18 protein-coding genes are annotated in these 18022 nt (G+C 71.9%); 10 read left to right on the forward strand and 8 right to left on the reverse strand.

All coding sequences use genetic code 11. From position 1 onward, the window contains the following. Positions 1 to 70: 70 nt before the first annotated feature. From U8525_RS31045 to exoL, 4 genes are all read right to left on the reverse strand, one after another. Positions 71 to 1132, reverse strand: a complete 1062-nt coding sequence (locus U8525_RS31045; RefSeq protein ID WP_374270329.1) for a glycosyltransferase family 4 protein — start codon at positions 1130 to 1132, stop codon at positions 71 to 73. A 34-nt stretch (positions 1133 to 1166) separates the two neighbouring features. Next, entirely contained in the window at positions 1167 to 1697 is a 531-nt protein-coding gene (locus U8525_RS31050; protein ID WP_374270330.1) for a serine O-acetyltransferase, read from the reverse strand. Positions 1698 to 1800: 103 nt separating this feature from the next. Continuing rightward, positions 1801 to 3318, reverse strand: coding sequence for an oligosaccharide flippase family protein (locus U8525_RS31055; RefSeq protein WP_374270331.1), 1518 nt, complete (start codon positions 3316 to 3318; stop codon positions 1801 to 1803). Continuing rightward, positions 3315 to 4562 carry a spore coat polysaccharide deacetylase ExoL gene (exoL, locus tag U8525_RS31060; RefSeq protein ID WP_374270355.1) on the reverse strand — a complete coding sequence of 416 codons (1248 nt, stop codon included), beginning with the start codon at positions 4560 to 4562 and terminating at the stop codon, positions 3315 to 3317. The genes U8525_RS31055 and exoL overlap by 4 nt, the downstream gene beginning before the upstream one ends. A 410-nt stretch (positions 4563 to 4972) precedes the next feature. Between exoL and ccmA the strand changes: the two genes are divergently transcribed. From ccmA to U8525_RS31110, 10 genes are all read left to right on the forward strand, one after another. Beyond that, positions 4973 to 5638 carry a heme ABC exporter ATP-binding protein CcmA gene (gene ccmA / locus U8525_RS31065; protein WP_374270332.1) on the forward strand — a complete coding sequence of 222 codons (666 nt, stop codon included), beginning with the start codon at positions 4973 to 4975 and terminating at the stop codon, positions 5636 to 5638. Continuing rightward, complete coding sequence (locus tag U8525_RS31070) at positions 5635 to 6339, forward strand: heme exporter protein CcmB (RefSeq protein ID WP_374270333.1); 705 nt, start codon at positions 5635 to 5637, stop codon at positions 6337 to 6339. Before ccmA ends, U8525_RS31070 begins: the two co-directional genes overlap by 4 nt. Positions 6340 to 6342: 3 nt before the next feature. Further along, positions 6343 to 7056, forward strand: coding sequence for a cytochrome c biogenesis protein CcsA (gene ccsA / locus U8525_RS31075; RefSeq protein WP_374270334.1), 714 nt, complete (start codon positions 6343 to 6345; stop codon positions 7054 to 7056). A gap of 2 nt (positions 7057 to 7058) precedes the next feature. After that, entirely contained in the window at positions 7059 to 7229 is a 171-nt protein-coding gene (locus U8525_RS31080) for a hypothetical protein (RefSeq protein ID WP_223645209.1), read from the forward strand. Between the two features lie 4 nt (positions 7230 to 7233). After that, positions 7234 to 7728: a cytochrome c maturation protein CcmE gene (locus U8525_RS31085; RefSeq protein WP_374270335.1), complete on the forward strand. Its 495-nt coding sequence runs from the start codon at positions 7234 to 7236 to the stop codon at positions 7726 to 7728. Continuing rightward, the gene (locus U8525_RS31090) at positions 7725 to 9749 is read left to right on the forward strand and encodes a heme lyase CcmF/NrfE family subunit (protein ID WP_374270336.1); all 2025 of its coding nucleotides are present in this window, start codon (positions 7725 to 7727) and stop codon (positions 9747 to 9749) included. The genes U8525_RS31085 and U8525_RS31090 overlap by 4 nt, the downstream gene beginning before the upstream one ends. Next, positions 9746 to 10306, forward strand: coding sequence for a TlpA family protein disulfide reductase (locus U8525_RS31095; protein WP_374270337.1), 561 nt, complete (start codon positions 9746 to 9748; stop codon positions 10304 to 10306). The genes U8525_RS31090 and U8525_RS31095 overlap by 4 nt, the downstream gene beginning before the upstream one ends. A 153-nt stretch (positions 10307 to 10459) precedes the next feature. After that, complete coding sequence (locus U8525_RS31100) at positions 10460 to 11689, forward strand: zinc ribbon domain-containing protein (protein ID WP_374270338.1); 1230 nt, start codon at positions 10460 to 10462, stop codon at positions 11687 to 11689. Positions 11690 to 11804: 115 nt separating this feature from the next. After that, entirely contained in the window at positions 11805 to 12308 is a 504-nt protein-coding gene (locus U8525_RS31105; RefSeq protein ID WP_374270339.1) for a cytochrome c-type biogenesis protein CcmH, read from the forward strand. A 3-nt stretch (positions 12309 to 12311) separates the two neighbouring features. Next, positions 12312 to 13265 (forward strand): tetratricopeptide repeat protein, encoded by a 954-nt coding sequence (locus U8525_RS31110; RefSeq protein WP_374270340.1) that lies wholly within the window; start codon positions 12312 to 12314, stop codon positions 13263 to 13265. A 24-nt stretch (positions 13266 to 13289) separates the two neighbouring features. On the opposite strand, the gene U8525_RS31115 is transcribed toward U8525_RS31110, so the two are convergent. The 4 genes from U8525_RS31115 to yvcK form a co-directional block, all read right to left on the reverse strand. Then, positions 13290 to 14486, reverse strand: coding sequence for a GNAT family N-acetyltransferase (locus tag U8525_RS31115; RefSeq protein WP_374270341.1), 1197 nt, complete (start codon positions 14484 to 14486; stop codon positions 13290 to 13292). 80 nt (positions 14487 to 14566) lie between these two features. Then, positions 14567 to 15745 carry a DegT/DnrJ/EryC1/StrS family aminotransferase gene (locus U8525_RS31120; RefSeq protein WP_374270342.1) on the reverse strand — a complete coding sequence of 393 codons (1179 nt, stop codon included), beginning with the start codon at positions 15743 to 15745 and terminating at the stop codon, positions 14567 to 14569. Beyond that, positions 15733 to 16851, reverse strand: a complete 1119-nt coding sequence (locus U8525_RS31125; protein ID WP_374270343.1) for a GNAT family N-acetyltransferase — start codon at positions 16849 to 16851, stop codon at positions 15733 to 15735. The genes U8525_RS31120 and U8525_RS31125 overlap by 13 nt, the downstream gene beginning before the upstream one ends. A 36-nt stretch (positions 16852 to 16887) precedes the next feature. Continuing rightward, entirely contained in the window at positions 16888 to 17970 is a 1083-nt protein-coding gene (yvcK, locus tag U8525_RS31130) for a uridine diphosphate-N-acetylglucosamine-binding protein YvcK (protein ID WP_374270344.1), read from the reverse strand. Positions 17971 to 18022: the final 52 nt, after the last annotated feature.

The following is an 18022-nucleotide window of genomic DNA, read 5'->3' on the forward strand; positions in this document are numbered from 1 at the left end:
CAAAACCCCGTGCTGAAAGCCCTGAAGCGCGCCCCCGTCGCGGAGGCGCCCCAACCCCGTCCCCACGCCCTCACGCCGCGTTCACGGTCCCCGCACCCGCCACGCCGGACGGCAGCAACCCCGCGTACAAGTCCAGCATCACCGGCCCCGCATCCGGGGCCAGCACCTTCGCCGGGCCCGCCGCCAGCGCGTCGCGCACCGCCTGCGCCAGCGCCCGCTCGTCCCCGGCCTTGAACAGCCGCGTGCCCTCCGGCCGCGCGCACACGTCGCTGGCCACGCACGGCACGCCCAGCGCCAGCGCCTCGCGCACGGAGAGCGAGTCCCCGTCGTGCGTCGTGGGCCGGATGAAGGCGTCGCACTTCGACAGGAGCCCCAGCGCCTTCGCGTGCTCCAGCTCGCCCAGGTCCTCCAGGAGCCCCGCCACGCCCAGGTTGCGCGCGTCGCGGATGAACTCCTCGGAGCGCGTGCCCGGACCGAACAACGCCAGGCCCACGCCCGGGTGCGTCTCCGCCACCCGCCTCAGCGCGCGGAACATCGCCTTGCGCCCGTACACGGGCGACGGGTGGTGCGCCATCGCGAGCAGCGGGGCGCGCCGGGCCCGCGCGGCCTCCACCTCCGGCGTCACCGGGCCGGGCCGCACCTGGGACGCACAGAAGGCCGGATGCACCAGGACCTTCTCCTCTGGCACGCCGCACGCGACCACCGCGTCGCGCACCGCCGGGGACACCGCCACCACCCGCGCGTAGCCCGCCAGCGCCGTGCGCGCGAACACGCGCCGGGCCTGCGACTCCGCCAGGTAGTCCGGGAGCAGCCCGGAGTGCAGCGTGATGACGCGCGGCGAGCGCGGCCCGGGCAGCGTGCCCACCAGCGCCGCCAGCACCCACGCCTTCGGGTTGTTGCCGCTGGTGTGCAGATGGACCGTCCAGCCCGCGGAGGTGAACCCCGCGAGCCGCAGGCCGAAGGCGGCGGCGCCGTGCACCGGGAGGACGTCCGGAGCCGGCCGGCCACCCTTCCCGATATCGAGCACCTTCGCCTCGACCCCGCGGTCGCGCAGAAATTGATGGAGTTGACGGACGTGGATGGCCACGCCCCCGTACGGCGGCGGGTAGTCCCCGACGAGCAGCACGCGCATGAAGGAAGCCCCCTTCTCCAATGAAGCGAAGCGCCTAGCGCAGGGACGCCTGCGTGGAGGGCCGGGGAACCTGGGTGAGCCTCGGCGGCGTCCGCGTGGGCAGCAGACCCATCTCACGCTGGTACGTGGTGAGCGGGTCCGCGTCCTGGCGGATGACCTTCGCGGGCACCCCCGCGACCACCGCGCCGGGAGGCACGTCCTTCACCACCACCGCGTTGGCGCCAATCACCGCGAAGTCGCCCACGTGGATGTTGCCCAGCACCTTGGCGCCCGCGCCGATGCGCACGTAGTCGCCAATCACCGGCGCGCCCTCCAACCCGGAGCGTCCGCCGATCGTGACCTGCTGCGAGATGAGGACGTGACGGCCCACCTTCGCCGCCTTGTGGATGACCACGCCGATGCCGCCGTAGCCCAGCTGCGTCCCCTCGCCCAGCTCCGCGTCCTCGGGGATGTAGGAGCTGTGCAGGTAGTAGATGGCCTTGCGCAGCACCGCCGGCAGCAACGGCACCCCGCGCTGCTTCAGCCCACGCGCCACCCGGTACAACGTCATCGCGTCGAATCCCATCACGCCTCTCCTCGCCCTCGCCCGAACTCCGTGACGCCTGGAAGGTAGGTACCCACGCGTGGAGAGGGAAGTGCTCCCCACGCGTCCAGAATGTGACGGGGGCTCAGGCCGCGCGGCGGGGACGCAGGGACTGCAAGGCGCTCCACGGGCGAACGCCTTGCGCATACAGGCCCACCACGTACCCCACCACGAACGTCAGCCCCGCCACCGCCAGCGGCAGCACCCGCCACAGGAAGCCCGTGGGCAGGTTCACCCACGCGTCGTGCACCCCCGTGCGGAGCAGGAAGATGCTCCCGCCCGCCGCGACCGCCGCCAGCGACGCCTGCCCCAGCTCCCGCCAGGGGATGACGTCCCGCAGCCCCAGCTTCCGCGCGGGCGTGGACAGGGCCTGGGGCACGCGGATGAGCAGCATGCCCTTGCCCACCAGCTCCGCCAGCGCCCAGGACGCGATGCCGCCCATCATCCCGAACCGCCGCACGCCCACCCAGAGCAGCGGCACCGTCACCACCGCCTTCACCAGGTACGACGCGAAGATGGCCCGCGTCTGGCCCCGGGCCCGGAGCGTCCCGTCCATGGGCAGGATGGACAGCACCACGCCCAGCACGCTCACCCGGAAGATGGGGACCGCCGGCAGGAACTTCTGGCCGAACATGCCCCCCACGAACTCCGGCGCCGCCGCGAAGAGGAACGCCGCGAAGGGCAGGAACACGTACGCCAGCTTGCCGGCCGCCTCCCGGAAGGCCTCCACGCCCTCCTCCAGCCGGCCCTCGCGCTCCAGCTCGCCCAGGCGCACCATCAGCACCTCGCTGGTGGGCGTGTAGAGCAGGTCCACCACCGGCAGCTGGAAGCAGCCCACCCGGTAGAGCGCGTACACCGCCGGGGCCACCACGCCCGCCACCGCGTACATGTGCGCGTTCTGCTGGGGGATGGCCAGGCACATCGCCGCGCCGAAGGGCGCCGCGTACACGAGCTGCTCCTTGAACAGCTTCCAGTCCACCAGCGGACCGGTGGACCCGCGCAGCGACACGCACCACGTGGCCACGTAGCGCAGGCCCGCGAAGCAGGCCACGGCGACCATCATCCCGTGCAGGGAGAAGCCCAGCAGCGGCGGCAGCACCATCACGCCCGAGCGCACCGCGTCCGACGCCAGGTACACCACCGCGGACGCCTTCGTCTTCCCCTGGCTGGTGAGCGAGATCTCCAGCGGATAGCTGCCCAGGAAGAACGCCGTGTAGAGCGCGAGCGCCGCGCGGTGCTCCATCAGCGCCGGGTTGTTGAAGTAGGCCGCCACGTGGCCCAGGAAGGCCCACACCAGGCCCGCGGCCACGATGCCCGCCCCCGTCACGAAGAGCAGCGCGTGCCCCAGGTAGGGCCGCTTCGCCTCCGCGCGGGGCAGGAAGTAGTAGAGGCTCTGCGCCACGCCGAACGGCAGCACGTACGACAGCGTCGTGGCGATGAGGAACAGCTGGTAGTAGGTGCCGTACTCGTCCAGGCGCAGCACCCGGGCCAGCACGAGCGGGATGGACAGCGTCAGCCCGGCGGTGAACAACCGGGCCAACACCAACGGGCCGGCCCGCCCCAGGAACGACGGGGACGGGGCCGGCTTGGGTGACGCACTCACTGGATCTCCTCCGGCTTCGCCGCCTCCGGGGCAAGGGCCACGTTCGGCGCCACCACGACCTGCGCACCCGTCACCGCCGCGGCAACCCGGGGATCCTTCACGATCACTGGCGCTGTCACGTCCACGACTTCCACCGGCGTCGCCTTGCCCAGCGCCTCGTCCGGGATGACCGGCGGCTGGACGAGCACGTTGGCGCTGCTCGCCTTGGAGAACACGTGGGGCCGGTGGCCCAGCACCGGGTGGCTCATGCCCAGCACCCCGAAGCAGTCGTCGAACTGGCACACCGTGAGCGCCGACGAGTAGTCCCCCAGCATGCCCAGGCTGAAGTTCTCCCACATCACCTTGCGCTTGAGGGTGAACGGGTCGCCGCCCACGCGGTTGGGCAGGTCCTCCGTGGTGACGCCGGAGCGGAAGCCGTTCTGGCTGAGCACGCGGATCATCTCATCCGAGTACCAGCCGTTGCAGTACGCGAAGTCCCGCACCTGGACGCCCACCTCGCGCTCGATGGTCCGCTTGGACTCCAGGATCTCCTGCTCCACCACCGCGGGCGGCTCCAGCGTCAGCACCGTGTGGCCCAGCGTGTGCGCGCCGAACTCGAAGCCGTCGCGCGCCATCTGGCGCACCTCGTCCCAGCTCATCACGTCGCCCTGCTCGGGCGTCAGGTCCGGGCCGCCCCCCAGCTGCTGCTCCAGCGCGTCGATGATGCCCGTGAGCACGCGCGTCGGGTGCTCGCCGATGAAGTCGTCCAGCGCCGCGGACGTCGTCTTGCGCCCGGAGAGGATGGGCCCCAGCAGCTCCACCGACGGGCCGGGCAGGGTGGCGTAGTCCGGGCGGAACCGGCGCTCCTGCACGCGGCGCAGCAGGTGGAACAGCCGGTCGTGGTTGAAGCGCTTGTCCGTGTTGATGAACGCCGTGGGCAGATAGGTGATGGCCGGCACGCCCATCTGCTTCAGCACCGGGTACGCGTACCGGTACACGTCGCGGTAGCCGTCATCGAACGTCACCACGAACAGGTCCTTCTTCGCCGTGCGCCGGCCCGCCATCACGTCCAGCGCGTCGCCCAGGCTCGCCAGCTCGAACCCCGCGGCGTGCGCCTGCGCCAGGTGCCGGCGGAACGTCTCCTGGGAGATGAGCAGCCCCGGGATGGAGCGCTGCAGCTCCCCCGTGAAGTCGCTCACCACGCGGTGGTAGCTCACGATGAGGATGCGCCGCCCCCCGGACTGCGAACGGCGGTACGCCGCCATCGCCTTGCGCGCCCCGCTGTAGTGGAGGAATCCCGCTGTCGCCGCCTTCGCCGCCCGCCGCCACACACTGCCTGCCATCACGCCTCCCTCGCGGCTCTCGCCGTCTGCTCGCTCCCCCCAACGGAGCGAGCCCCGGCCTCCGTGTGTGCATGCTGGATGCCAGGGCAGGTAGGTGCTGAAAATCCCCCGGAACCCCGGGAAACCCCGTGCCCCGAGGGGCAAGAACGCGCCGACGTGAGTCCTACCTGAGGGTACCAGGGCAGCCGAGCGCCCACCCGTGGCGAAAACCTTTCAGTGCCCCGGAGGAGGCGGCGGAAGAAGCAGGCGTAAAAACTTCTTGTCCTCAGGCGAGCGACCCCAGGGGTTTCACTGGTGAACAGCGGGTTTTCCGGCTACGAAACGGCCCGCCGATGCCCCCTCCCCCCCCTGGATCCGCGCCCGCGCTCGCCCTCCACGACGTGAGCAAGCGCTATGGGCGACGGTGGGCGCTGGCGCGCCTCACCTACGCGCTGCCCGCCGGCCGTTCGCTGCTGCTCACCGGCCACAACGGCTCCGGGAAGACGACGCTGCTGCGCCTCGTGGCCACCGCGCTCGGGCCCACCGCGGGCCGCGTGGAGGTGCTGGGCCGGGACGCCGTGAAGGAGCGCGAGGCGGTGCGCCGCGAGGTGGCGCTCCTGTCCCACGCCAGCTTCCTCTACGAGGACCTCACCGCGCAGCAGAACCTGCTGGTGCTGGGGCGCCTGCTGGGCGTGGACGCGCCGCGGGACGTCGCGGACGCGCTGCTCCACCGGGTGGGCCTGACGCGCCGCACGGACAGCCCGGTGCGGGGCTTCAGCGCGGGCATGCGCAAGCGCCTGGCCATCGCGAGGCTCCTGATGAAGGCCCCCGCCCTGGCGCTGCTGGACGAACCCTTTGGAGAGCTGGACCCCGCGGGCATCGTGGACATGGAGCGCGTCATCGCGGAGCTGAAGGCGGCGGGGACCACGGTGGTGCTGGCCACGCACCTCATCGAGCAGGGCCTGAGCCTGTGCGAGGAGCGGCTGCACCTCCAGGACGGCCGGGCGGTGGCGGCATGAGCGCGCCCAACGCGAGGCGCCGGCCGGGCCTGCTGACGACGACGCTCGTCCTCCTGCGCAAGGACCTGCTCATCGAGTGGCGCACCCGCGCGCGGCTCAACGCGCTGGTGTTCTTCGCCATGGCCACGCTGCTGCTCTTCTCCTTCGCGCTGGGCCCGGACACGAAGCTCCTGGAGCGCAACGCGGGCGGCTACCTGTGGCTGGCCATCCTCTTCGCCAGCGTGCTGTCGCTGGGCGAGTCCTTCCGTGTGGAGACGGAGAACGCCTGCCTGGACGGCGTGCGCCTGGCCCCCGCGGACGCGCGCGCCATCTTCCTGTCCAAGGCGCTGGGCAACGCCCTGCTGCTGCTGGCACTGGGAATGCTGCTGGTGCCCGTGATGGTGGCCCTCTACGGCGTGCGCATCGTCACCGGGGTCGGTGACCTGGCGGGCATCCTGGTCCTGGGCAGCCTGGCGCTCAGCGCCCCGGGGACCGTGTACGCGGCCATCTCCAGCAACGCCCGGGCCCGGGATGTGCTGCTGCCTCTGCTATTGTTCCCGCTCGTCATCCCGGCCCTCCTCTCCGCTGCCAAGGGGACCACGCTCGTACTCCAGGGTGACCCGATGCAGCAGCTGGGCTCATGGCAGGGGCTGCTGCTGGGGTTCAATCTGATTTACTGGGGCGTAGGCTTCGTGCTGTTTCCCCGGGTCATCGAGGACTGAAGGATGAACAAGTTCGTCAAGTTTGGCTTGCCGGCGCTGACGCTGGCACTGCTGGGCGCGGGCTGGTGGCTGGGCCTCGCGTGGGCACCGCCGGACCGGGAGATGGGCGACGTGCAGCGCATCATGTACGTCCACGTGCCGCTCCAGTGGATGGCCATGATGGCCATGTTCATCAACTTCGTGGCCGCGGTGACGTACCTGCTGCGCCAGTCGTGGAAGACGGACGCGATGGCGGAGGCCTCCGCGGAGGTCGGCCTGCTCTTCGGCACGCTGGGCATGATCACCGGCTCCATCTGGGGCCGCCCCACGTGGGGCGTGTACTGGTCGTGGGATCCGCGCCTGACGTCGGAGGCCATCCTGCTGGTGTCCTACACGGGCTACCTGGTGCTGCGGCGCTTCGTGGAGGACCCGGAGAAGCGCGCGGTGTGGAGCGCGGTGGTGGCCATCATCGGGGCCATCAACCTGCCCATCGTGTGGTTCTCCGTGCGCTGGTGGCGCAGCCTCCACCAGGTGCAGTCCAGCCCCAAGACGGTGGACCCGCAGATGGTGCTGCCCCTGCGCGTGTCCGCGTTCGGCATGCTGGCGCTGCTCATCCTCTTCATGGTGCACCGCTACCGCATCGCGCTCGCGGAGCGGAAGGCGGAGGTGGCGCTGCCGGACGCGCTGCCCACGGATGACCCCGCGCTGCGCGCGTCCCATTCCTCGAAGGTGGCCTGAACATGACCTCGCTGACGTCGCTGATGCTGCTGGCCCAGGTGGGCAGCGGCCGTCTCCAGGGTGGTTGGGGGTATGTGCAGGCGTGCTACGGCATCTCCGTGGCCGCCTTCGTGCTCTACTCGGTGTCCCTCTGGGCGCGCCGTCCCCGCGCCTCCGCTGATTCGAAGGAGTGAGCCCATGACGCCCGTCAACCGCAACCGCCTCATCGCGCTGGGAGCCCTGCTCTTCGCCGGCGCGGGCCTGGGCTTCATCGCCTTCGGCAACATCGGGGACAACCTCGTCTACTACTGGAGCCCGTCGGAGCTCCTCTCCAACGGGGACAAGGCCTACACGGCCACCATCCGCCTGGGCGGCGTGGTGCAGCCGGGCAGCATCCAGTGGAACGAGTCCCACACCACGCTGGACTTCCGCGTGGCGGACAGCGCGCAGCCGGACGCGCAGAGCGTGCACGTGCGCTCGCTGGAGACGCCGCCGCAGATGTTCCGCGAGAAGATCGGCGTCGTGGTGGAGGGCACCTATGACAAGTCCGGCGTCTTCACGTCCAACCGGCTGATGGTGAACCACTCCAACGAGTACCGCGCGCCCAAGGAAGGCGAGTCCCCGCGCAAGTGGCAGGACACGCTGGCCGAGGGCGCCACCACCGCGACCGCGACGCCGCCGGGGGCGCCGTGAACGGAATGCTGGGCTATGGGCTGGTCCTCGCGGGCCTGGCCTTCGCGGCGTTCGGCGCCGTCCTGGGGCTGGTGGGCGGCCTGCGCCGCAGCGACGCCAGCTACCCCTGGGTGCTGCGCGCGGTGTGGGGCTTCGCCGCGTGCATGATCGGCAGCAACCTGGTGATGGTGGAGGCGCTCATCAGCCACGACTTCAGCGTGAAGTACGTGGCCCAGGTGGGCAGCCGCGCGACGCCGCTCATCTACACCATCGTGTCGCTGTGGAGCGCGCTGGAGGGGTCCATCCTCTTCTGGGGCCTCATCATGGGCACCTACGTGGCGGCGTTCGCCTGGGTGCACCGCAAGGAGCACGCGCGCTACATGCAGCTGGCGCTGGGCACCATGCTGGCCGTGGGCGTCTTCTTCGCCTTCCTCATCGCGGGCCCCGCGAACCCCTGGGGCGCGGTGACGCCGGTGCCGGCGGACGGCCCGGGCCCGAACCCGCTGCTGCAGAACCACTTCCTGATGATCATCCACCCGCCCATGCTCTACGCGGGCTACGTGGGCATGACGGTGCCGTTCGGCGTCGCCGTGGCGGGCCTGCTGCGCGGGGAGATTGGCGAGGCGTGGATGGCGCCGCTCCGGCGCTGGACGCTCATCGCGTGGATGTTCCTCACGCTGGGCATCGTGCTGGGCTCGTGGTGGGCGTACGCCGTGCTGGGCTGGGGCGGCTACTGGGCGTGGGACCCGGTGGAGAACGCGTCGTTCCTGCCGTGGCTGACGTCCACGGCGTTCATGCACTCCACCATGGTGCAGGAGCGCAAGCGGATGCTGAAGCTGTGGACGCTGAGCCTCGCGCTGGCGTCGTTCGTGCTCACCATCCTGGGCACGTTCATGACCCGCTCCGGCATCTTCAACTCGGTGCACTCGTTCACCCAGTCGGACATCGGGCCCACGTTCCTCGTCTTCATCGCCATCCTGCTGGTGGTGTGCATTGGCCTGCTGGCCACGCGCGGACACCTGCTGGCGCCGGAGGGCCGGCTGTCGTCCATGATGTCGCGCGAGGCGAGCATCCTGGTGAACAACCTGGTGTTCGTGGCCATCACCTTCACGGTGCTGCTGGGCACGCTCTACCCGCTGGTGTCTGAGGCCGTGCGCGGCATCCGCGTGAGCGTGGGCGAGCCGTACTTCAACAAGATGGCGGTGCCGGGCGGCATCGCGGTGCTCTTCCTCATGGGCGTGGGCCCGGTGCTGCCCTGGGGCACGCCGGACAAGGCCACGCTGCGCCGGCAGTTCCTCATCCCCGCGGCGGTGGGCGTGGTCATCACGGCGGCGTGCTACGCGGCGGGGCTGCGCGGCGTGTACCCGCTGCTCACGTTCGGCCTGGCCGGCTTCGTCACCGTCATCACGCTGCGCGAGCTGGCGGTGCCGGTGCGCGTGCGCATGACGGAGCGCAAGGAGGGCTTCGTCACGGCGCTGACCACCGCGACGGGCAAGGCGCGCCGGCGCTTCGGCGGCTACGTGGTGCACCTGGGCATCGTGCTCATCATCGTCGCCGTGGCGGCCTCCAGCGCGTACGTGAAGCACACGTCCGGCACGCTGAAGAAGGACGGCACGCTGATGCTGGACGGCTACCAGCTGAAGTACGTGGGGCTGACCAGCGGCGAGGAGCCGCACCGCACCTTCGTCGCCGCGCGCCTGGAGGTCACGGCGCCCAACGGCGGCGTGACGGAGCTGCGTCCGCGCATGAACTACTACGAGCGGAGCACGGACCCCGTGGGCACGCCCGCGGTGCGCGAGTCGCCGAAGGAGGACCTCTACATCTCGCTGATGGCCTTCAGCGAGACGACGGGCACGGCGAGCTTCAACGTCTGGGTGTTCCCGCTGGTGGGGTGGATCTGGTACAGCCTGCCGCTGCTGCTGCTGGGCACGCTCATCGCCGTGTGGCCGCAGCGCCGGGCGGCGGTGCTGCGCGCGGACGCGCCAGCGGTGGGGGCCTCGCCTCCCCTGGCCGGCGGTGACGCCGAGCGGGGTGCGGCATGAAGCGCTGGCGCCTCCCCCTGCTGTTCGCCGCGGTGGGCGCGGCGCTGCTCTTCGTCCTCTTCCAGGGCTTCGGGCGGAATCCGCACGAGGTGCCGTTCATGCTGAAGGGCACGGCCGCGCCGGACTTCGCGCTCAAGCCGCTGGACGGCGGCGACCCCGTGAAGCTCTCGGACCTCCAGGGCCGCCCGGCGGTCATCAACTTCTGGGCCTCGTGGTGCGGGCCCTGCAAGTACGAGCACCCGGTGCTGGAGTGGGGCTCGCGCGAGCTGGGCGCGCAGGCCGTCTTCATGGGCGTCGTCTTCGAGGACACGGAGCCCAACGCGCGCGACTTCCTGCGCCGCATGGGGGCCAGCTTCCCGCAGCTGATGGACGAGCGCTCGCGCATGGCGGTGGACTACGGCGTCGCGGGCGTGCCGGAGACGTACTTCATCGACGCGAAGGGCATCATCCGGGGCAAGCACGTGGGCCCCATCGATCCGCAGACGCTGGCGCGGCGGGTGAAGGAGCTGAACCAACCGCTGGCCGGCTCCTCCGCGGAGGCCGCGCGTCAAGACTGAGTCACGCCGCCCGCTCGGACGGCAGGCGCCCGGGAGCCGGCAGGGAGCTCCCGGGGCCGCCTCGCGGGAGGTGTGGAATCCGTAGTAAGTCCCTGCTGTCGGCGTCGTGCGCAGGGGCTCCCCCCGGCCCCGGTCCCAGCGAGGTGGGCTTCCATGCAGTGCCCCGAGTGCGGTGAGAACGCGGCGGACGTCCGCCTGGCCTACTGCGAGAACTGCGGAGCGAAGATGCCGGCCCGCCAGCTCCCGCCCCCGCGTGCGAGCAGCGTCCGCGGCTCGCGTCCCAGCCGCCCCGCCTCCGAGCCGGCCTATGCGTCGGAGATCATGGACGAGGAGGAGGACGGTCCGCCGGGTCGCGCCACCGCGCCGTCGCGCGGCGCCCGCGCGCAGCCTCCGCCGGAGGAGCTCGAGGACGAGGAGCCGTACACGGGCCCGCGCTGGCTGAAGGACGTGCCGGGCCACTCGCAGAGCGTGTTGGGCGTGGGGGTGGTGGCGTTCTCGCTGGTGCTGTCCATCCTCCCCTTCTTCCCCAGCGTGGGCGTGCTGGGGACGCTGCTGACGCTGGTGGGCTGCGTGGCGGTCGTGGCGCGGGAGCTGCGCCGCGGCGGCGACGCGCCCGGCTGGGTGGACTCCGTGCCGCTGGTGCTGATGCGGCCGGAGGTGCCCGCCGCGTTCACGCTGCTGCTGGTGGCGCTGTCGGTGCGGCTGCTCTCCGGGTTCAACCTGCTCTTCCCCCTCTGGGCGGCGGGCACGGCGCTCATCGCCGTGGAGCAGTACCGGCTGGTCATCGCGGAGCCGGATGGCGTGGGCCGCCACTTCGACCTCCGCTCGCTGCTGGGCTTCCCGCGGGTGCTGGCGCTGGCGGGCGTGGCGGTGTGCGTGGTGGCCCTCTTCCTGCCCTGGGGCAAGGGGCTGGCGGACGGCTCGCGGGTGCCGGACAACGCGCCGGTGCCGGGCAGCGTGCGTGGCGCGCCGCCGGAGCTGCGCGTGCTGCCCACGACGCGGCCCTCGGATGACTCGCTCTACAGCGCGGGGGGCGGCGTCGCGGCGCGCTCGGGCTGGGACCTGCCCTTGTCGGAGCTGCCGCTGCTGGTGCTCCTGTCGGTGCTGGTGCTCGCGGCCCTGCGGCCGGACGTGGAGCGCCCGGGCCTCCTGCGGTGGGCGCCGGTGGGCGCGGTGAGCGCGAGCCTGCTCTGGGCGCTCGCGGGGGTGAAGCTCGCGGTGGGGCCCATCGCGTTCCTCGTGGGCCTGGGGGCGGTGGGCTTCCACGCCGCGCGCCAGGCGCTGGGCCGCGACGCGCCGGCCGGGCTCCTGCCGCCGGAGGACGACCCCTACGACCCGGACGAGGACCTGGAGACCGAGCCCGACTCGGGCTACCGGAGCTGAGGCGCCCGCGAGCGCCATGGGAGGGCCGCCCGGGCGGCGGGCGTGCGGCCCAGGAATCCCTGTGCAATACCCGTCAGGGGGCGGTAGTTAGGGACGGCCCCCGCTGGAGCCCCCGATGAATGCCGTCCTCGTCTCGTTGACCCTCGCCCTGAGCCTCGCCACGGGGCAGTTCGCGCCGCAGCAGGCCGCGAGTGATCCGCTCGCGCCGGAGCAGGAAGCCCGGGTGCAGCAGCTGGCGAAGAAGCTGCGCTGCGCGGTGTGCCAGGGCCTGTCGGTGGCGGACAGCCCGTCCTCCATGGCGCGCGCGCAGCTGGACAAGGTGCGCGAGCTGGTCTCCGCGGGGAAGACGGACCCGGAGATCGTCGACTACTTCGTGGCGCGCTACGGCGAGTGGGTGTTGCTGGAGCCGCGCGCGGAGGGCTTCAACTGGTTCGTGTGGCTGGGGCCGGTGGCGCTGGTGCTGGGCGGCCTCTTCGTCATCCTGAAGCAGCGCCAGCCCCTGCCCGAGGGCGCCGCGCCCGCGCAAGCCGCGCAGGCCCCCTCCCCTTCCACTCCCGCGCCGTCTCCGGACGATGCGGACCCCTACCTCCAGGCCGTGCGCCGGGAGCTGGAGCGCTAAGCCATGCAGCCCGAGCCCACCAACTGGTTGCCCGGAATCATCGTCCTCTCGGTCGCCTTCGTGCTGGCGGCCGCGTGGCTCCTCTACATGAAGATGAAGACGGGGAGCGCGCTGCCGGACACGACGCCGAAGCCGGACGGCGCGGTGGAGGACCTGGCGCAGCGGGCGCAGTCGCTCATCGAGCAGCTGCGCACGCTGGAGGCGGAGAAGCACCACTTCAGCGCGGAGCACTACACGGCGGAGAAGGCGCGGCTGGAGAAGGAGGCGGCGGCCGCGCTGCGCGCGAAGGACGAGCACCAGAAGCGGCAGGCGGCGGGAGCGCAGGCGCCCGCGCGCAACGTGCCGGCGCCCTCGGGCTGGGCGTCGCGCAACCCGCAGCTGGTGGGCGCGATGTGGGGCGCGGGCCTGGTGGTCTTCTTCGGAGGGCTGGGCTACCTGCTCGTGTCCGAGCAGAAGCCGCGGGAGGAAGGGCAGATGGGCACGGGCGCGACGCCCCCGGGCATGGCCCAGCAGCAGGCGCCGCTGCCCGAGGCGGACGACGAGCTGGAGCAGGCGCGGCAGCGGCTGGCGTCGAACCCGGGCGACGTGGAGGCCGCGTCGATGCTGAGCCACGAGCTCATCCGCCAGCAGCAGTTCGAGGAGGCGCTGAAGGTCACGCTGAAGGGCCTGGCGGTGGATCCGTTCAACGTGGAGCTGCGGGTGCACCGGGGCGTGCTGCGCGCGGCGTCGCAGGGCGACCTCCAGGGCGCGGAGCAGGAGCTGACGGAGCTGGTGGACACGTGGCCGGACGCGCAGGAGGCGCTCATCTTCCTGGGCAGCCTGTCGCTGCGCCGGGGAGACAAGGCCGGAGCGCTGGCGCACTTCGAGCGCTTCACGGTGGAGGTGCCCAAGAACATGCAGCCGCCGCAGCTGGCCCCCGCCATCGCCCAGCTGCGCGCGGAGATCGCGCAGCAGTAGGCCGAGGCCTCACCCCAGCCTGCGTCAATTCACCGCGGCCCTCCGCCGACGGAACCGGCGCACCTTCTCCACCAGCTCATCCGACAGGACGCCCTTCACCGCGTTGCGCGTCCGCCGGGCCCACTCCTCGGAGCGCGTGAACCATTCGCCCGCGAAGCCCGTGCCGTGCACGCGCAGCGACACCGTCTGGCGCTGCTTCGTCACCCAGTCGGACTTGTACGTCTCCGTGCCCCGCAGGAAGTCGTACTCCGTCAGGCCCAGCTCGATGGCGTCCTTGAACGTCTCGCCCACCAGCACCAGGCCCACGCTGCGGTTGCGCCACGCCGGGTCGTACCCGGACTGGAAGTACACGAACGTCTGGCCATGCAGGATGCCGTACACGGACGCCACCGCCTGGCCGCCCACCTTCATCGTGTACATCCGCAGCCGGCCCCGCTCCGCCAGCCACTGCGTCGCGTCCCGGTGGAACGCCTCCACTCCGGCGCCCTTGATGCCCTGCGACCCGCCATCCGAGGACCAGCGCAGCGCGTGCAGCCGGAAGAAGTCCGTCATCGGCCCGGCCAGCTCGCCCGGCGAGTCCGTGCGCTCGATGCGATAGCCGTCCTGCTTCTCCAACCACTTGCGGCGGCGCAGGTAGTTGTCCCGCCGGCCCGTGCGCTTGAGGAACGCGTCGAACGGCTCGCCCGGCGCCAGCGTCTCGTACGGGCACACGTAGCGCTCCGTGACGCGCACGTCGCCAAACACCTCGCGCGCCACGCCGAGCGTCGTCGCCCCCTCGCGCAGGTCCGTCAAGTCCAACACGTCCCACTCGTCGCGCAGCCCCTGGAGCACGTGGAAGAACGCCCGGGCGACCTCCGCCTCGCGGCCCTTGCGCGCCACCACGTCCAGGTAGTCGCTGCCCACGTGCGTCTCACCCAGGAAGCCCAGGCGCCGCACGCGCACCCCGTTCACCCAGCGGTGCGTCAGCCCCAGCGGCAACAGGCCCACCAGCGAGCCCAGCCGGTCGCGCGCCGTCAGCACCAGCGGCCGCACGTCGGACGCGATGCGCCGGCACCACGGATACAGCCACTCCCACGCGTTGAACGGACCGGCCGTGCTCGCGTCCAGCAGCGCGTTCCACTCCGCCCGCATCCCCGCCAGCTGCGAGGCATTGCCCACCGCCGCCACGTCCAGGCGCGGCGCCAACCTCGGCCCTGACGTCAACTCGTCTTCGCGGATCACCGCGTCACCCTGATGCCTTTCCCGAAGCACTGCCCCGACACCCGGGGGCCATTGCAACCCGGGCGCCAGCTCCTGGCCCCTCACGACGCGCGCTTGCTCGGTCGGCGCTCGGACTTCAGCGCCTCCCGCACCACGTCCGCCACCTGCCCCATCACCTCCGGCGACAGGTCCTGGTGGCAGGGAATCTCCAGGATCGTGCGGCGCAGCTGCGCCACCTCCGGGAACTCCGACGGGTCGCACGCGGGATGGAAGCGCTTCCAGAAGTCGATGGCGTCGATGCCCCGCTCCCGCAGCCTCGCCAGCAGCGTGTCCTTGTCCTGCACCACCATCGGGTAGAACAGGGGGCTGACGCCCGGCGGCAGCTGGTTGAAGAGCGGCGGAGACACGTCGCGCAGCCGGCTCAGCAGGAGGAAGTAGTTGCGGCGGCGCGCCTCGACGATGGCCTCCAGGTCCTGCGCCAGGGCGATCCGCTTCGTCAGCGGGCTCATGCCCAGGTCCACGTGCCGCCGGTCGAAGTGCTGCGTGCCCGTGGCCACCCGCTCGATGCTCGCGGCCTTCACCGTGCCGTGCCCCACGGAGCGCACCAGGCCGCGCAGGCCCCGCCCCACCGCTCCGCCGCGCAGCTCCAGGTTCTGGAGCAGCGCGGACACGGCGTGGCTGAAGGTGGACGCCAGGGGCGGCGACGGCGGCTCCGGCAGGCTGTAGGAGCGCGGGCCGTTGACGACCAGCGCGCCCCCGTTGGGTACCGGGAGGGTCTTGTAGAGGCAGAAGATGCCCACGTCGCCCGTGGTGCCCAGCGGCGTCGCGCCGTCCGACGACAGCAGGGACAGCGCGCAGTCCTCGATCAGCGGGAGGCCGTGCGCGTCCGCCAGCTCGCGCATGGCGGCCGCGGGCCCCGGGAAGCCCGCGTAGTGGGTGAGGTAGAGCGCGCGCGTCTTCGGCGTGATGCGCCGGGCCACGTCCGCCACGTCCACGTCCCAGCGGCCGCCCACGCGGTAGAAGCGCGGCGTCGCGCCCGCGTCCACCACCGCCTCCACCTCCACGCCGTGGTGGTAGGCGGGCATCAGCACCTCGCCGCCGTCCAGGCGCAGCATCTTCATGGTCAGCCAGACGGCGTTGCGCGCGAAGTAGAAGTAGCGCGCGTTGGGCGAGGAGAACGGCGGCAGCGCCCCCGGGCGCGGCCGCGCCAGCAGCATCCCCGGCCACAGCGTGGGCAGGGACGGAACGAACAGCCTGTCAGTCGTCTTCACCGCTTCCATCGCGCCACCACCTCTTTCGCCGCCGGGAGCCACCGGAACTTCGCCGCGCACAGGGCCCGGCCGAAGGCGGTGTCACTGAACACGTAGAGCCAGGTGTGCCGGCGGACCTGCTCCGTCCAGTCGCGCTTCCACACCATGTCCGGCCCCAGGAAATCGAACTCGGTGAGCCCCCGCGCGAGGCAGTCCCCCAGCACCTCCTCCACGAGGAGCTGCCCCGGGCTGCACTCCTTCAGGCGCTCGTCGTAGCCGGGCTTCAGGAGGAAGTAGCGGCCGCCGTACTCCAGGCCGTACTGGAACGCCACCGCGCGCCCGTCCAGGCGCAGGAAGTACAGCGCCAGGCGGTCGCGGTAGGCCGCGTCCCGCGCCAGCTCCGTGTAGAAGCCGCGCGTCTTCGCGTCCTGCGCCATGGCCGTGCCGTTGGCGCCCTTCCAGCCGCTCTGCTCCAGGAGCAGCCCCTCCTCCAGCGTGCCCTCCAGGTCCAGCCCGCCGCTGACGCGCTCGAAGGTGACCCTCCCCTTCTCCTCCAGCTTGCGGCGCCGGCGGCGGCAGTTGGCCTTGAACTTGGATGGCAGCTTCGCGAAGTACGCCTCCTTCTTCGCGGGCAGCGGCACGTAGGGCGACCGCAGCGACTCCCACTCGCCCACCGGCAGCCGGGCCTGCTTCGCGGCCTCCAGCAGGCGGAAGCCCACCCCGCCGTCCGGCACGTCCGTCAGCCGCAGCACGTCCCAGCCGCCCGTCGCGCGCAGGTGCGCGAGGAAGGCCCGGGCCGCGGCGTCCGGCTCCCGCGCCAGCATGTCGAAGCGGCAGGAGTGCGCGTTGGCCGCCGAGGTGAGCTGGCGCACGGGCACGCCGTACATCGACGTGCGCTCCTCCACCAGCGGCAGCGCGGCGGCGAGCGCGCCATCCCCGCCGCGCAGGGTCAGCACCCGCAGGCGCCCCCCGGCGGCGAAGTTGTCCAGCCACAGCCGCAGGAACTCGTGCCGGTAGAACAGCTCGTTGGAGGTCTGCTCCACGAGCGCGTTCCACTCGGCTTCCAGGGACATGAACGCCGCCCGGTCGTTGACCTCCACGACCCGCGAGACGGCGGAAAGGTTGATGGCTTCCATGTTCGCGGGCCCCAAGGTGGTGATGGTGCGGCCGGACTACAACCCGCTGCGCGCCATCTTCAGCAGGCACGCGGCGACCTTGCGGCTGTCGTGTCGGATCTTGGACCCCTCCTTGAGCAGGTCCGCCTGCACCGGAATCACGCCGGACGACAGCAGCTCGCGCGTCTCCGCCGTCACCAGGAAGGAGCCCTTGCGCGCGTAGCGCTGGATGGACTCCTCCGCGGGCATCCGGCCGTTGACGAGCACCGCGTCCAGCACCGGCCCCACGTGGTCGATGACGGCCTGCACGTGGTCCAGGCAGTTCATGCCGTCCGTCTCGCCCGGCTGGGTCATCAGGTTGGCCACCATGACCTTCAGCGCGCGCGTCTCCTTCAGCGCCTGGGCCACGCCGTCCACCAGCAGGTTGGGCAGCACGCTCGAGTACAGCGACCCCGGCCCGATGGCGATGAGGTCCGCTGAATAGATGGCCTCCAGCAGGCCGTCCACCGGCGGCGGCGAGCGGGGGCTCAGCGACACCCGGCGCACGCGGCCCTGGGCGCGGCAGATGTTGCGCTCGCCCACCACCTCCGTGTCGTCGTGCATCTGCGCCACCAGCTGCACCGACGCGAGCGTGCTGGGCAGCACCTGGCCCTTGGCGCCCAGCAGCTCCCCGGACAGCCGCACCGCCTCCAGGAAGTCGCCCCTGAGTTCCGCGAGCGCGGCGATGAGCAGGTTGCCCACCGCGTGGCCGGCGAGGCCCCGCGCGCCGCCGAAGCGGTACTGGAACACGTCCTTCAGCGCGCTCTTGCCGCCCGCGAGCGCCACCAGGCAGTTGCGGATGTCCCCCGGGGGCAGCGCGCCGTGCAGCCGGCGCAGGCGGCCGGAGCTGCCGCCGTCGTCGCTCATCGCCACGACCGCGGTGATGTCCACGCCGGGCTGCCCCGCCCTGGGGGCCGCGCGGCGGGCCAGCCCCTTGAGCACCATGGGCAGGCCCGTGCCGCCCCCCATCGCGACGATGCGCGTGGGGCGGTTCTTCGGCGCCTGCAGCAGCTCGTTGCGCTCCACGCCCTGCTGCTTGTTGCGCGCGTCGTCCTGGCTCCACTGCTCCGAGAACGGTGCGTCCACGTCCATGCCCACCATGTTCCGACCCCCTCGCCCATCCCAATCCATGGCTCCACCCTTCGCATCCCGG

Source organism: Corallococcus sp. RDP092CA (genome assembly GCF_041903675.1).
GTDB lineage: Bacteria > Myxococcota > Myxococcia > Myxococcales > Myxococcaceae > Corallococcus.